Genomic DNA, 13,517 nt, shown 5'->3' with positions numbered 1-13,517 from the left:
CAGGACCTGCCCTTCCTCGTGGCCTGTCACGGCGCGCGCCGCGATGGCTCGAACGGTATGCCGACGATGCCGCGGGAGAGGACGATTTCCGCCAGGCGCGTGGCGTCCGGCGACGCCGCCCGCGGGTGCGCCGGCCGGCCGTGGCCCATGTCCGCCGGGGGGACAACGGCGCCCGGCCCGGGTGCTGACGCGCTCGCGGCCGCCCCCGTGTCCGACGTGCGGCGCGGGCGGCGGATCAGGCCCCGAACGGGCGCATCACGGTGACCGGCCGCGGGACCGCCGGTCACCACGGTGGACGTACGACGGGCACTGGCAGACGGCGAAGGCCGGGCCCCGCGGGATGTCCCGCGGAGCCCGGCCTTCGCTGTGATCAGGCGCGGACGTCCTCGCGCTCGGCCGCGATGTGGCCGACGCGCTTGCGGACGACGTACCAGCCGCCGACCAGCGCGGCCGCGATCAGCGGCAGGCAGTTGACGGTGGTGCGGCCGATGCCGCCGTCCATCCACATCAGGACGAGGACGGAGGCGAGGAAGAACAGCGTGACGAGCTGGGTGTAGGGGGCCCAGGGCAGCTGGTAACCGGGGCGGGTGACCCGGCCGTCCTTGGAGCGGTGCCAGAACAGCAGCGAGCAGACCATGATCATCGCCCAGGTGCCGATGATGCCGATCGAGGCGAAGTTCAGCACGAGCTCGAAGGCCTCGCCCGGCATGACGTAGTTCAGGCCGACACCGAGGACACCGAAGGCGGCGGTGAGCAGGATGCCGCCGTAGGGCACGCCGCCCTTGTTCATCACGCCGGTGAACTTCGGCGCGGAGCCCGACATCGACATCGAGCGCAGGATGCGGCCGGTCGAGTACAGGCCGGAGTTCAGGCTGGACAGGGCCGCGGTGAGGACGACGAGGTTCATGACGCCGGCCGCGCCCGGGATGCCGAGCTTGTCGAAGACGGTGACGAAGGGGCTCTCGTCGCCGGAGTACGCGGTGTACGGCAGCAGCAGGGCGAGCAGCACGACGGAGCCGACGTAGAAGAGACCGACACGCCACATGATCGAGTTGATCGCCTTGGGCATGATCTTCTCGGGGTTCTCGGTCTCGCCCGCGGCGACGCCGCACAGCTCGACGGAGGCGTACGCGAAGACGACACCCTGGATCAGCAGCAGCATGGGCATGACGCCGCTCGGGAAGATGCCGCCGTTGTCGGAGATGGTGGCGAGGCCCGGGGTGTGGCCGCCGATGTCGTGCGAGGTCACGACGAGGAAGATGCCGACGAGCATGAACACGACGAGCGCGGCGACCTTGATGATCGCGAACCAGAACTCCATCTCGCCGAAGTACTTCACCGAGATCAGGTTCGCGGTGAGGACGACGGCGAGGGCGATCAGGGCGAGGACCCACTGCGGGATGTCGCTGAACATGGCCCAGAAGTGGGCGTAGGTCGCGGCGGCGGTGATGTCGGCGATCGCGGTGGTCGACCAGTTGAGGAAGTACAGCCAGCCGGCCGTGTAGGCGCCCTTCTCGCCCATGAACTCACGGGCGTAGGAGACGAAGGCGCCGGAGGAGGGCCGGTAGAGCACCAGCTCGCCGAGCGCGCGGACGACGAAGAAAGCGAAGACGCCACACACCGCGTACGCGATGAACAGGGACGGACCGGCGTTGGCCATGCGGCCGCCGGCGCCGAGGAAGAGCCCCGTACCGATGGCGCCGCCGATGGCGATCATGTTGATGTGACGTGACTTGAGGTCCTTGCGGTACCCGGCGTCACCGGCGTCTACGTGGGGGGTGCCCGTCGCGGCGGCGACAGGCGTGTCGGCCGCAGCCATGGTGCGGTCACTCATTGAGGTTGTTCGCCTTCGTGAGGGGGTGTGCGGTACCCGGCCTTGTGCGCCGGCGGCTCTGTGCGGTGTGCCGCGGCACGGCGTGGGTGCCCAGAGAGCCTGATGGCTCATAGTCAGGGCAACCCTGGGATTTTGGCAGTGGTCAACCTCACTCAGACATAGATCTGAGGTATTTCAGAGGTTTCGCCAATGTGAAGCAAGGATGCCATGCGGTTCAGGGTGCGAGGACATCCAGCTCTTCCAGGGCGCCGGCGGCGATCTCCCTGGTGAGCCTCTCCGCACGCGCCGCATCGCCTTCGCGAACGGCTTCGGCGAGCTGCACATGGAGCGTCACGGCCGCCGGGTCCGGGTCGTCGAACATCACGTGGTGGTGGGTCCGGCCCGCGAGGACCTCCGCGACGACGTCGCCGAGCCGGGCGAACATCTCGTTGCCCGAGGCGTTGAGCACGATCCGGTGGAAGGCGATGTCGTGCTCGAGGTAGCCCTCCAGCTGGTGGCCCCGGGAGGTGGCGACCATGCCGATGGCCTCCTGGGTGAGGGCGGCGCACTGCTCCGGGGTGGCGTTGACCGCGGCGAGGGAGGCCGCGACCGGTTCGATCGCGGAGCGCAGCACGGTCAGGGAGCGCAGCTGGCGCGGCCGGTCGGCGCCGGCGAGGCGCCAGCGGATGACGCGCGGGTCGTAGACGTTCCACTCCTCGGTGGGCCGTACGGTCACGCCGACGCGGCGCCGTGACTCCACGAGGTGCATGGACTCCAGGACCCGGACCACTTCCCGGACGACGGTGCGTGAGACGTCGAAGCGCTGGGCGACCTCGTCGGTGCGCAGGACGCTCCCCGCGGGGTATGCGCCCGCGGTGATCGCCAGGCCGAGGGTGTCGAGCACGTGCGTGTGAAGCCCTCGGCCTTCTGTGGTCATGGGCAAAGCCTACGGGTGGGCCACCGGCGGGAGCCGAGGGGACCCGGGAACAAAAAGTATGACGTTTGTGTCTCGGACTCTTGAATAAGTCGTACCTAATGGGTTTCAGTAGCGCGACGGACCGATGTCGGATGTCGAAGAAGACAGCGAGGCACGTAATGAGCACCCCTCACGTCGTTGTGGTGATGGGCGTGGCAGGCACAGGCAAGACCACGGTCGGCCCCCTGCTCGCCGCCGCCCTGGGCGTCCCGTACGCCGAGGGCGACGACTTCCATCCCCCGGCCAACATCGCCAAGATGTCGGCCGGCACCCCGCTGGACGACGACGACCGCCGGCCGTGGCTGGACGCCATCGGAGCCTGGGCCCATGAGCGGGCCGGACACGGCGGCGTGGTCTCCAGCTCGGCGCTCAAGCGCGTGTACCGCGACCGGCTCAGGGCCGCCGCGCCCGGAGTCGTCTTCCTGCACCTCACCGGCGACCGCGCGCTCATCGAGCGGCGCATGACGGAGCGCAAGGGGCACTTCATGCCGACCGCGCTCCTCGACTCCCAGTTCGCCACCCTCCAGCCGCTGGGTGACGACGAGGCGGGTGTCGCCGTCGACGTGTCCGGGACCCCCGAGGAGATCACCGAGCGGGCCGTCGCCGCGCTGCGCGCGCTCGGTTCCTGACCTCCGTCCCCGTACCCCCGTCCCCCTCCCACCGTCCCCTTCCGTGACAAGGAATCACCGTGACCAGTCTCAGCGTCGAGATGCTGGCAGCGGACACCGTCGAGCCGATCACCTCGGCGGGTAACGCTCAGCTGGGTATCGCCGTCCTGGCGGGTATCGCCGTCATCGTCCTGCTCATCACCAGGTTCAAGCTGCACGCCTTCCTGGCCCTGACCATCGGTTCGCTCGCCCTCGGCGCGTTCGCCGGGGCGCCGCTCGACAAGGCCATCGCCTCCTTCAGCACCGGCCTCGGCAGCACCGTCGCCGGCGTCGGCGTCCTCATCGCCCTGGGCGCGATCCTCGGCAAGCTGCTCGCCGACTCGGGCGGCGCCGACCAGATCGTCGACACGATCCTGGCCAAGGCGGGCGGACGCGCGATGCCGTGGGCGATGGTGCTGATCGCCTCGATCATCGGACTCCCGCTGTTCTTCGAGGTCGGCATCGTCCTGCTGATCCCGGTCGTGCTGATGGTCGCCAAGCGCGGCAACTACTCGCTGATGCGGATCGGCATCCCGGCCCTCGCCGGCCTGTCCGTCATGCACGGCCTGATCCCGCCGCACCCCGGCCCGCTGGTCGCGATCGACGCCATCGGCGCCAACCTGGGTGTGACCCTCGCCCTCGGCCTGGTCGTCGCCATACCCACGGTGATCATCGCGGGCCCGGTGTTCTCGAAGTTCGCGGCCCGGTGGGTGGACATCCCCGCGCCGGAGAAGATGCTGTTCTCAACCGGGGGTGCCCCCCAGACCCCCGCCCAACGCGCCTCCGACGACCTGGACAAGCGCCCGAGCTTCGCCGCCACCGTCGCCACCGTGCTGCTGCCGGTCGTGCTGATGATGGCCAAGGCGCTCGTCGACATCATCGTGGACGACCCCGAGAACGGCCTCCAGCGCGTCACGGACGTCATCGGCTCGCCGCTGATCGCCCTGCTCGCCGCGGTGCTGGTGGGCATCTTCACCCTGGGCCGCGCCGCGGGGTTCACCAAGGAGCGGATCGGCTCGACGGTCGAGAAGTCGCTCGCCCCGATCGCGGGCGTCCTGCTGATCGTCGGCGCCGGCGGCGGCTTCAAGCAGACGCTGATCGACATCGGTGTCGGCCAGATGATCCTGGACTTCTCCAAGGACTGGGCCATCCCGACACTGCTGCTCGCCTGGCTGATCGCGGTGGCGATCCGGCTGGCGACCGGTTCGGCGACGGTCGCGACGATCTCCGCGGCAGGACTGGTCGCGCCGCTCGCGGCCGACATGTCGACCTCCCACGCGGCCCTGCTGGTCCTCGCGATCGGCGCCGGTTCGCTGTTCTTCAGCCACGTCAACGACGCCGGCTTCTGGCTGGTGAAGGAGTACTTCGGCATGAACGTCGGCCAGACGATCAAGACCTGGTCGGTGATGGAGACCATCATCTCGGTCGTCGGCATCGTCTTCGTACTGCTGCTGTCACTCGTCCTGTAGCCACTCGGAGTGGTGGTCGCGGGCCCACTGGCGCTCGACCGACCCGGTGCGCATGCCACGGCGTGCCTCCGGGTCGGCGAGCGCCATTCCGATGTGTCCGGCCAGCACGATGCCGATGGCCAGCGACAGCCAGTCGTGCACGAACGTCGCGCCGGTGCGCCACACCAGCGGGGCGAGGTCCGTGAACCACATCAGCAGGCCGGTGCCGAGCATGACCAGGGCCGCGCCCGCGATCCAGGCCGCGTAGATCTTCTGCCCGGCGTTGAACTTCCCCGCCGGGCGGGACGGGAGCCGGTGGTCCCGGCGGCGTACGGCACGCAGCCAGGTGCGGTCGTGCGGGCGGAAGCGGTTGAGCCGGCGCAGGTCGGCGCGGAAGGCCGGGGACGCGAGGCCGAGCAGGAACGGCACCGGCAGCAGCACGCCGGCCCACTCGTGGACGGTGACCACGAGATGGCGGCGGCCGACGAGTTCGGCGATCTGCGGTACGTACAGGGCGGCGGCGGTCGCGACGCAGGTGAGCATCAGGGCGGCGGTGGTGCGGTGCACCCAGCGTTCGGCCCGGCTGAACCGGCGCACGCGGGTGGGCGGTTCAGACGGTGAGGGTGTCGCTGCGCCCGTTGGACCGGCCGACCCAGGCGTCGACGTCATAGCCGCGCTCCTCCCAGTAGCCGGGCCGTACACGGGAGGTGACGGTGATCCCGGAGAGCCATTTCGCCGACTTGTAGAAGTACATCGGCGCGACGTAGAGCCGGGCGGGGCCGCCGTGGGCGTGACTGAGCGGCTTGTCCTGCATGCGCAGGGCGACCAGGACGTCGTCACGACGGGCCTGCGGGAGGGTGAGGCTCTCGCTGTACGTGCCGTCGAAGCACGTGAACCGGACGGCCGTGCCCTCGGGTCGTACCCCGGCCGCGTCCAGCAGCAGCGACAGCCGCACGCCTTCGAACGGGGTGTCGGGCACGCGCCAGCCGGTCACGCACTGCACGTCGCGCACGATCCGGGTCTGCGGGAGGGCGCGCAGGTCGGCGAGCGTGTAGGCGGCGGGGCGTTCGACGAGGCCGTCGACGGTGAGGCGGTAGTTCGTCCCGTTCCGGCGCGGGACGGAGGAGGCGACCGAGTAGTAGCGGAAGCCGCCGCCGTTGGGCAGCAGCCCGGTGAGGCCGGTGGGGTCCTTGTCGGCGGCGGAGCCGAGGAACGACTCGAGCGCGCGCTGGAGTTGGGGCGCGGCGGCGACCGAGGCGGCTCCGACGCCGAGCATGCCGAGCACCAGCCGGCGGCCGAGGGGCGTGCCGGCCGTCCCGCCGTCGCGCTCGGCCGGCCCGGCGGGGCCGGTGTGCTCGGTGCGCTCCGCGTCACCGTCGTGTGAGGTCACCCTTCGATTCGAGCACGTGACCGGCGTGAGGGCCAGGGAACCGGGCGATACGTCAGACTTCCGTCACACCCCCGCCGACCGGGCGTCGCACGGCCCGTGCCCGTGTGCGCGGGAGCGCCGCCCGACCGGCCGGAGCAGGGACCTCCGTTTCCCCTCCCGGCCCTCTCGTGTACATGCCACCGCCTCTGCTACGTTCCCGGTCAGCCTCCCCCCACCACGGACAGGGCGATGTCCCGCCGAGGCGGCGCGGCCCCACGAGGGCGAGCCGGCCGCCGGGACAGAGCTCCTCTGAGAAGGAGTTCAGGTGGTCGTTTTTCTCCCACGTTCCCGCAGGCGCACCGCGATCGCCTGCGCGCTGGTCGCCGCCGCTGCGGGCGCGCTGCTTCCCCTCGCCCCGGCTTCTTCCGCCGCGGCGGCGGAAGACCAGGAGTTCAGGCCGCAGCTCGTGACAGTGGACACCCCCACCCGAGCGGACAGGAACAGACTGGCCTCCCTCGGGCTCGACCTGACCGAGCACGCGACGCACGGCCACAGCGAGGTCGTCCTGCACGGGCTCGGCGACGCGCTCGCGCTGCGCGCCGCCGGCTTCACCTGGCAGGCGCGCATCCCGGACCTCGTCCAGCGGGAGTCCGAGATCAACGCGGCCAACCGTGCCTACGCGGCCGCGACCGCCGCCTCGCCCCTGCCGTCGGGGCGTGACAGCTACCGCAGCCTGAACGACTACAACGCCGATCTCGACCGGCTCGCCGCAGCACACCCCGGCCTGGTCAAGAAGATCACGCTGCGGCACCGGAGCCTCGAGGGCAAGCCCGTGCACGGCGTGGAGATCGCCCACGACGTCACCGCCGCGCAGGACGGCCGCCCCGTCTTCCTGATGCTCGGCCTGCACCACGCCCGCGAATGGCCCTCGGGCGAGCACACCATCGAGTTCGCCCACGACCTGGTGAAGAACTACGGCAGCGACCCGCGCATCACCGCGCTCCTGAAGAAGGCCCGCGTCGTCGTCGTGCCGGTCGTCAACGTCGACGGCTTCCAGAAGTCCTACGACGACGGGCAGTTGATCGACCTGCGCCCTGTCGACGAGGGCGGCACCGGCTCGATCCTGGCCACTCCCGGGAACGCGTACAAGCGCAAGAACTGCCGGATCGTCGACGGGCTGTCCCCGCTCCTGAACGAGTGCGCCCTCGCGAGCAGCCCCGGCGGCTTCGGAGCGGGCGTCGACCTCAACCGCAACTACGGGGCGTACTGGGGCGGTCCGGGAGCGGCCGCCGAGCCGGTCCAGGCCACGTACCGCGGCGCAGCGCCGTTCTCGGAGCCGGAGACGCAGAACATCCGCGAGCTGATCAGCAGCCGTCAGGTGACCGGTCTGATCACCAACCACACCTTCTCCAACCTGGTGCTGAGTCCCGGCGGGGTCGCGCCCGACACGATCGGACCCGGCGGGCAGCCCGTCGGCGATCCGCCGGACGACGCCGCGCTGACGGAGCTCGGCGACCGGATGGCCGCCCAGAACGGCTACACGAGCCAGCACAGCTGGGAGCTGTACGACACCACCGGCACCACCGAGGACTGGTCGTACAACGCGACCGGCGGCTACGGGTACACGTTCGAGATCGGCCCCGACGAGTTCCACCCGCCGTTCCCGGAGGTCGTCGACGAGTACCTCGGCGCGGGCGAATTCGCCGGCAAGGGCAACCGTGAGGCGTACCTCCTCGCGCTGGAGAGCGCCGTGGACGCGCGGACCCACGCGGTGATCGGCGGCAAGGCGCCCGCGGGCGCGACCCTGCGGCTGCGCAAGACCTTCGCCACTCCCACCTGGTCGGGCAGTGTCTCGGACACCCTGGACACGACCATGACCGTCGGCCGGGGCGGCACGTACACCTGGCACGTGAACCCCTCCACCCGGCCCGTCGTCAAGGCCCGCCAGATCCAGGTGATCTCCTCCGAGCCCCTGAAGCGGCAGACCTACACGGGCACGACCGCACCGGCGCAGCGGACGGAGCAGGAGTTCACCGTCGACCGGGCCGCCGACGTCCTCGAGGTGAAGCTCGACTGGCCGACGCCGGACGATCTCGATCTGTACGTGCTGCGCAGGAACGCCGACGGCAGCCTCACCCAGGTCGGCAGCTCCGCCGGCTCGGTCGGCGAGAAGGAACGGGTGCTGCTCCAGGACCCGGAGCAGGGCACCTATGTGCTGCGGGTGGAGAACTGGGCCTCCGTCACGCCGTCCTGGACGCTCACCGCATCCCTGTACGACGCCACGGAGCAGCAGACGGGCGGCCTGATCGAGAACTGGACCCTGACGTGCGAGAAGAACGGACAGGTCCTGGAGCGCGTGCCCGTCGTCGTGGACCGGGGCCAGCAGGTCAAGGCCGATCTGAAGGCGTGCGCGCAGAAGTGGGGCCAGGGCTGATGCCGCACACCTCACCGGCGGCGGCCCGTTCCCCGCGGGGAGCCGCCCTGCTCCGGGAACGGGGCGTGGAGACCGCCCGGGGCTCGGTGCGGGCCACGTTCCGCTGACGGACCCGCGGGGCCGCACCGGGTGCCTGGTGCGGCCTCGCGTGATGCTTGTATGGCTGCCATGACTCCGGCAGGCAATTCCGCGGACGAGCTCCTCGACATCGTCGACGAACAGGACCGGGTGATCGGGCAGGCGCCGCGCGGCGAGGCGTACGCGCGCGGACTGCGGCACCGGTGCGTGTTCGTCCTCGTACGCGACGGGGAGGGACGCGTCTTCGTACACCGGCGGACCGCGACCAAGCTCGTCTTCCCCTCGCTGCACGACATGTTCGTCGGCGGTGTCGTCGGCGCGGGCGAGACGTACGACGACGCCGCCCTGCGCGAGGCCGAGGAGGAGCTCGGGGTGAGCGGACTGCCGCGCCCCGTACCGGTGTTCTCGTTCCTGTACGAGGGCGGCGGCGATCCCGCGCAGACCTGGTGGTCCTCCGTCTACGAGGTGTGCTGCACGCTCCCGGTGGAACCGCAGGCCGAGGAGGTCGCCTGGCACGGCTTCCTCACGGAGAGCGAGTTGGAGGAGCGCCTGCGCGAGTGGGAGTGGGTACCGGACGGCCTCGCCGCGTGGGAGCGGCTCAGGGCCCACCGGTCGGTGTGACGGCGCGGGTAGGGTGCCCGGCGTGAGCGACTTCGTACAGAGCCTGCGCCTGTGGTTCGCGCCCCGGCGGATCCGGGAGGAGGGCGAGACCCCCGACTACCGCTTCTCGCTCGCCAATGAGCGCACGTTCCTGGCGTGGATCCGCACGGCGCTCGCGCTCATCGGCGGCGGCTTCGCCGTCGACCAGTTCCTGCCGGATCTGCGCTGGGGCGTGCGGGCGGGTCTCGCGCTCGCGCTGATCGGGGCGGGCGCCATGTGCGCCGTGCGCGCCGTGAACCACTGGGTCCGCTGCGAGCGGGCGATGCGCCGTGGTGAGGATCTGCCGGTATCCCGTTTCCCCGCGCTGCTGGCGCTGGTGGTCGCGGTCGTGTCCGTCGCCATGGTGGTCGTCGTGTCCTGGGGTGACGTGTGACGGCGCCCGAGCGGGATCCGGGGCTGCAGCCCGAGCGGACCCGCCTGGCGTGGCGTCGGACCACCCTGGCCTGCACGGTGGTGGCGGTGCTCGCCGCCCGGCAGGCGAGCGGAAACGCGTGGCCTGCGGTCGGGCTGAGCCTGGCCGCTTGGCTGGGTTTCCTGGCCGTGGCGCACCGGCGCATCGGCGCGATGGACGCGGCCCGGCCGCCGACGCTGTCGTTGCGGGCCGCCGTCGCGGCGGTGGGCTGCGTCCTGGCGCTCGCGGCGTTCGCCGTCGCGGTCGTGACCTGAGGCTGCCCGTGCGCCGACGCCGCCGCGCGGGCCGGGGCGTGAGCGGGGGTTCGGTGCTCCACCTCGGTAGCCGTGGGCCGTGGCTCCGGGTGACCGGGGCCGGTCGCAGCGCGCAGGGTGCGGCAGGTGGCGGCACGCGTGCCGCCCGGCGGGCAGCGCGGCCCGGCGCCCGGCCCGGTCGGGGAGCGGACACTAGCCTGGAGGGTGCAGATCATTACAATCCGGACTTCAAGGGGAGTGTCATGACCGTCCTCCACCAGGAGCACCCCGCCCACGAGCACACGCACGGACCGTCCTGCGGACACACCGAGGTCCCGCACGGTGACCACGTCGACTACGCGCACGACGGCCATCTCCACCGCAAGCACTCCGGACACTGGGACGAATGCGAGCCCGGCGAGCACGTCTCGCACAGCAGCCACACCCATGAGCACGGCGCCGGATGCGGGCACCCCGCCGTGGTGCACGGCGACCACGTCGACTACGTCCACGACGGACACCGGCACGCCCAGCACGACGGCCACTGGGACGACCACTGATCCCCTGACCCACCCCGCCGCCCCCGGGCGGGAGCCAACCGGCAGGCGCGGCGGGTCATTTCGCGCCGACCAGCCCGACCGGGGGGAGTGGCGGACGCCGGCGGCCGCGAGGTGCCGGCCAGAAAGCACCGGCTGCATCCGATCCGGCCGCAGACCGATTCCGGCGACATCCGGATCACCGCCCCGACCGTCCGCCCGACGACCGGTTCACCGTGCACGTCGGGGACGTCGAGGTACGGCTGATCCACCCCCGCGGCATGGCCCACGCACCGGGTGACACGGTGGTTCCGGCCTGCCCCGCCTCGCCGGAACGCACCCGTCCCGCCTGCGTCCGCAGGCCGAACGCGCCCGCCTGCCGCGCATCTCAGCCCGGGGCGGGCGCGTTCTCGCGTGTGATCCACACATCGGTTCCACGGGCGCACTGGACGACATACCGACTGGTCGGTCATCATAAACGCGATCGTCAGGACGACACGACCAGGACCGCCTCCGGAGGTGCGCACCATGAGCCCAGCCCCACAGGGCCTTGATCCCGAGCAGCTGCGCGGACATCTCGACCGCGAGCGGCCGGGGCTGGTGAGCGGACCTCTCAGTGCACGCCTGATCCAGGGCGGCCGCTCCAACCTCACCTACGCGGTCACCGACGGCACCGGCCGCTGGGTCGTCCGCAGGCCCCCGCTCGGCCACGTCCTGGCGACCGCCCACGACATGAAGCGCGAGCACCGGGTGATCAGCGCGCTCGCAACGACCGAGGTGCCCGTCCCCCGGCCGGTGCTGCTGTGCGAGGACGAGTCGGTCATCGGATCGCCGTTCTACGTCATGGAGTTCGTCGACGGGACGCCCTACCGCACCGCCGAACAGCTCACCGCTCTCGGTCCCGCACGCACCCGCGACGCGGCGCTCTCCCTCGTCGACACGCTCGTCGACCTGCACGCCGTGGATCCCGAGTCGGTCGGGCTCGGCGACTTCGGGCGCCCCGAGGGCTTCCTCGACCGGCAGCTGCGCCGCTGGGGCAAGCAGCTGGACGCCTCACGCAACCGGGAGCTGCCCGGCATCGACGAGCTGCACGCCGCCCTCGGGCGCTCGCTGCCGCCCTCCCCCGCGCCCGCCGTCATCCACGGCGACTACCGCCTCGACAACGTCCTGATCGGCGAGGACGACCGGATCACGGCCGTACTGGACTGGGAGATGTCCACGCTCGGCGATCCGCTGACCGACCTCGGCCTGCTGGTGATGTACAGCCGCCCGCTGGAACTGCCCGGTTCCCCCATCAGCACCACCGCGGCCGCGCCCGGCCACCCCTCCCCCGACGAGCTGATCGAGCGGTACGCCGGGCGCTCCGGCCGGGACACCTCGGCGATCTCCTGGTACACGGCGTTCGCCTGGTTCAAGCTCGCCGTGATCCTCGAGGGCATCCACTACCGCTACACCCTCGGCCAGACCGTCGGCGCCGGCTTCGACCGCATCGGGGATCTCGTCCCCGTCTTCATCGAGCACGGCCTCACCACCCTCCAGGAAGGCTGAGTACCTCATGGACTTCGCATTCGACGCCCGCACGGAAGAACTCCGCGCCAGACTGCTCACGTTCATGGACGAGCACGTCTACCCGGCCGAGCAGATCGAGCACGAGCAGCGCGCGCGGCTGGCGTCACCGTGGGACACCCCGGCGATCGTCGAGGAGCTGAAGGCCGAGGCGCGCAAGCAGGGCCTGTGGAACCTCTTCCTGCCCGACGCGGAGCACGGCGCGGGCCTGACGAACCTGCAGTACGCGCCGCTCGCCGAGATCACCGGACGCAGCCCGCACCTGGCGCCGACGGCACTGAACTGCGCGGCCCCGGACACGGGGAACATGGAGGTCCTCGCCCAGTTCGGCAACGACGAGCAGAAGAAGCAGTGGCTGGAGCCGCTGCTCGCCGGGGAGATCCGCTCGGCGTTCGCCATGACCGAGCCCGAGGTCGCCTCGTCGGACGCGACGAACATCCGGACCCGGATCGACCGCGACGGTGACGACTACGTCATCAACGGCCGCAAGTGGTACATCTCCGGTGCGATGAACCCGAACTGCCAGATCTTCATCGTGATGGGCAAGACCGACCCTGACGGCGACGACATCCGCCGTCAGCAGTCGATGGTCCTGGTCCCGCGGGACACCCCGGGCGTCGAGGTCCGCCGCGCCATGCAGGTCTACGGCTACGAGGACCACTCGCACGGCGGCCACGCCGAGGTCGTCTTCACCGACGTGCGGGTGCCCGCGTCGAACCTGATCGACGAGGTGGGCAGCGGCTTCGCCATCGCCCAGGCGCGGCTCGGGCCGGGCCGTATCCACCACTGCATGCGGCTGATCGGCATGGCCGAGCGGGCGATCGAGCTGATGTGCCGCAGGGCGGTGTCCCGCGAGGCGTTCGGCAAGGCGATCGCCCAGCAGGGCGTCGTGCAGAACTGGATCGCGGACGCGCGGGTGACCGTGGAGCAGCTGCGGCTGCTGGTGCTGAAGACCGCGTGGCTGATGGACACGGTCGGCAACCGGGGCGCGCACACCGAGATCCAGGCGATCAAGATCGCGACGCCGCGGGCGGTCGTGGACATCCTGGACAAGGCGGTGCAGGTCCACGGCGCGGGCGGCGTGAGCCAGGACTTCCCGCTGGCGGAACTGTGGGCGGCGGCGCGGACGCTGAAGCTGGCGGACGGGCCGGACGAGGTGCATCAGCGGTCGCTGGCGAGGCGGGAGCTGAAGAAGTACATGTGAGGGGTGGGCGGGGTGGGGGTTTTCCCCCACCCCGCCCCTTCCCGTAACTGGGGGCTCCGCCCCCAGACCCCCTGACGGGGGAAGCGATAGGGGCTGACGCCCCCATCCCCCCGCCACGGCGGCAGCTCCGCGCCGCGGGCC

13 protein-coding genes are annotated in these 13,517 nt (G+C 71.2%); 9 read left to right on the top strand and 4 right to left on the bottom strand.

Annotation, left to right across the window (positions count from 1 at the left end; translation table 11 throughout):
* Positions 1-370: 370 nt before the first annotated feature.
* The gene (locus QFZ82_RS31000) at positions 371-1,834 is read right to left on the bottom strand and encodes an amino acid permease (protein ID WP_307716281.1); all 1,464 of its coding nucleotides are present in this window, start codon (positions 1,832-1,834) and stop codon (positions 371-373) included.
* A 214-nt stretch (positions 1,835-2,048) separates the two neighbouring features.
* Positions 2,049-2,750: a FadR/GntR family transcriptional regulator gene (locus tag QFZ82_RS30995; protein ID WP_307716280.1), complete on the bottom strand. Its 702-nt coding sequence runs from the start codon at positions 2,748-2,750 to the stop codon at positions 2,049-2,051.
* 158 nt (positions 2,751-2,908) lie between these two features.
* On the opposite strand from QFZ82_RS30995, the gene QFZ82_RS30990 reads away from it, so the two are divergent.
* Both QFZ82_RS30990 and QFZ82_RS30985 read left to right on the top strand, forming a co-directional pair.
* On the top strand, positions 2,909-3,418 hold the full coding sequence (locus QFZ82_RS30990) for a gluconokinase (protein WP_307716279.1): 510 nt from the start codon (positions 2,909-2,911) through the stop codon (positions 3,416-3,418).
* A 59-nt stretch (positions 3,419-3,477) separates the two neighbouring features.
* Entirely contained in the window at positions 3,478-4,905 is a 1,428-nt protein-coding gene (locus tag QFZ82_RS30985; protein WP_307716278.1) for a GntP family permease, read from the top strand.
* On the opposite strand, the gene QFZ82_RS30980 is transcribed toward QFZ82_RS30985, so the two are convergent.
* Together QFZ82_RS30980 and QFZ82_RS30975 are read right to left on the bottom strand one after the other, a co-directional pair.
* Complete coding sequence (locus tag QFZ82_RS30980; RefSeq protein WP_307716277.1) at positions 4,891-5,553, bottom strand: cytochrome b/b6 domain-containing protein; 663 nt, start codon at positions 5,551-5,553, stop codon at positions 4,891-4,893. The genes QFZ82_RS30985 and QFZ82_RS30980 overlap by 15 nt on opposite strands.
* Entirely contained in the window at positions 5,495-6,160 is a 666-nt protein-coding gene (locus QFZ82_RS30975; RefSeq protein WP_307717900.1) for a molybdopterin-dependent oxidoreductase, read from the bottom strand. The genes QFZ82_RS30980 and QFZ82_RS30975 overlap by 59 nt, the downstream gene beginning before the upstream one ends.
* A 418-nt stretch (positions 6,161-6,578) precedes the next feature.
* Here QFZ82_RS30975 and QFZ82_RS30970 point away from each other — a divergent pair, with 418 nt between their 5' ends.
* From QFZ82_RS30970 to QFZ82_RS30940, 7 genes are all read left to right on the top strand, one after another.
* Complete coding sequence (locus QFZ82_RS30970) at positions 6,579-8,687, top strand: M14 family zinc carboxypeptidase (RefSeq protein ID WP_307716276.1); 2,109 nt, start codon at positions 6,579-6,581, stop codon at positions 8,685-8,687.
* A gap of 168 nt (positions 8,688-8,855) precedes the next feature.
* Positions 8,856-9,386: an NUDIX hydrolase gene (locus QFZ82_RS30965; protein WP_307717899.1), complete on the top strand. Its 531-nt coding sequence runs from the start codon at positions 8,856-8,858 to the stop codon at positions 9,384-9,386.
* A gap of 22 nt (positions 9,387-9,408) precedes the next feature.
* On the top strand, positions 9,409-9,798 hold the full coding sequence (locus QFZ82_RS30960) for a YidH family protein (RefSeq protein ID WP_307716275.1): 390 nt from the start codon (positions 9,409-9,411) through the stop codon (positions 9,796-9,798).
* On the top strand, positions 9,795-10,091 hold the full coding sequence (locus tag QFZ82_RS30955; RefSeq protein WP_307716274.1) for a DUF202 domain-containing protein: 297 nt from the start codon (positions 9,795-9,797) through the stop codon (positions 10,089-10,091). Before QFZ82_RS30960 ends, QFZ82_RS30955 begins: the two co-directional genes overlap by 4 nt.
* Before the next feature lie 242 nt (positions 10,092-10,333).
* Positions 10,334-10,630, top strand: coding sequence for a hypothetical protein (locus QFZ82_RS30950; RefSeq protein ID WP_307716273.1), 297 nt, complete (start codon positions 10,334-10,336; stop codon positions 10,628-10,630).
* 504 nt (positions 10,631-11,134) lie between these two features.
* Complete coding sequence (locus QFZ82_RS30945) at positions 11,135-12,154, top strand: phosphotransferase family protein (RefSeq protein WP_307716272.1); 1,020 nt, start codon at positions 11,135-11,137, stop codon at positions 12,152-12,154.
* Positions 12,155-12,161: 7 nt separating this feature from the next.
* Positions 12,162-13,376: an acyl-CoA dehydrogenase family protein gene (locus QFZ82_RS30940; RefSeq protein WP_307716271.1), complete on the top strand. Its 1,215-nt coding sequence runs from the start codon at positions 12,162-12,164 to the stop codon at positions 13,374-13,376.
* The last annotated feature ends 141 nt before the right edge of the window (positions 13,377-13,517 follow it).

The sequence above is a fragment of the Streptomyces sp. V4I23 genome, from assembly GCF_030817975.1.
In the GTDB taxonomy this organism is placed as follows: Bacteria; Actinomycetota; Actinomycetes; order Streptomycetales; family Streptomycetaceae; genus Streptomyces.
This window is presented reverse-complemented; position numbering and strand designations above follow the sequence as displayed.

Excerpts from the sequence above, each read along its gene's own strand:
- QFZ82_RS31000 (WP_307716281.1), bottom strand. The coding sequence starts at position 1,834 with ATGAGTGACCGCACCATGGCTGCGGCCGACACGCCTGTCGCCGCCGCG.
- QFZ82_RS30995 (WP_307716280.1), bottom strand. The coding sequence starts at position 2,750 with ATGACCACAGAAGGCCGAGGGCTTCACACGCACGTGCTCGACACCCTC.
- QFZ82_RS30990 (WP_307716279.1), top strand. The coding sequence starts at position 2,909 with ATGAGCACCCCTCACGTCGTTGTGGTGATGGGCGTGGCAGGCACAGGC.
- QFZ82_RS30980 (WP_307716277.1), bottom strand. The coding sequence starts at position 5,553 with ATGACGTCGACGCCTGGGTCGGCCGGTCCAACGGGCGCAGCGACACCC.
- QFZ82_RS30975 (WP_307717900.1), bottom strand. The coding sequence starts at position 6,160 with ATGCTCGGCGTCGGAGCCGCCTCGGTCGCCGCCGCGCCCCAACTCCAG.
- QFZ82_RS30965 (WP_307717899.1), top strand. The coding sequence starts at position 8,856 with ATGACTCCGGCAGGCAATTCCGCGGACGAGCTCCTCGACATCGTCGAC.
- QFZ82_RS30950 (WP_307716273.1), top strand. The coding sequence starts at position 10,334 with ATGACCGTCCTCCACCAGGAGCACCCCGCCCACGAGCACACGCACGGA.
- QFZ82_RS30945 (WP_307716272.1), top strand. The coding sequence starts at position 11,135 with ATGAGCCCAGCCCCACAGGGCCTTGATCCCGAGCAGCTGCGCGGACAT.
- QFZ82_RS30940 (WP_307716271.1), top strand. The coding sequence starts at position 12,162 with ATGGACTTCGCATTCGACGCCCGCACGGAAGAACTCCGCGCCAGACTG.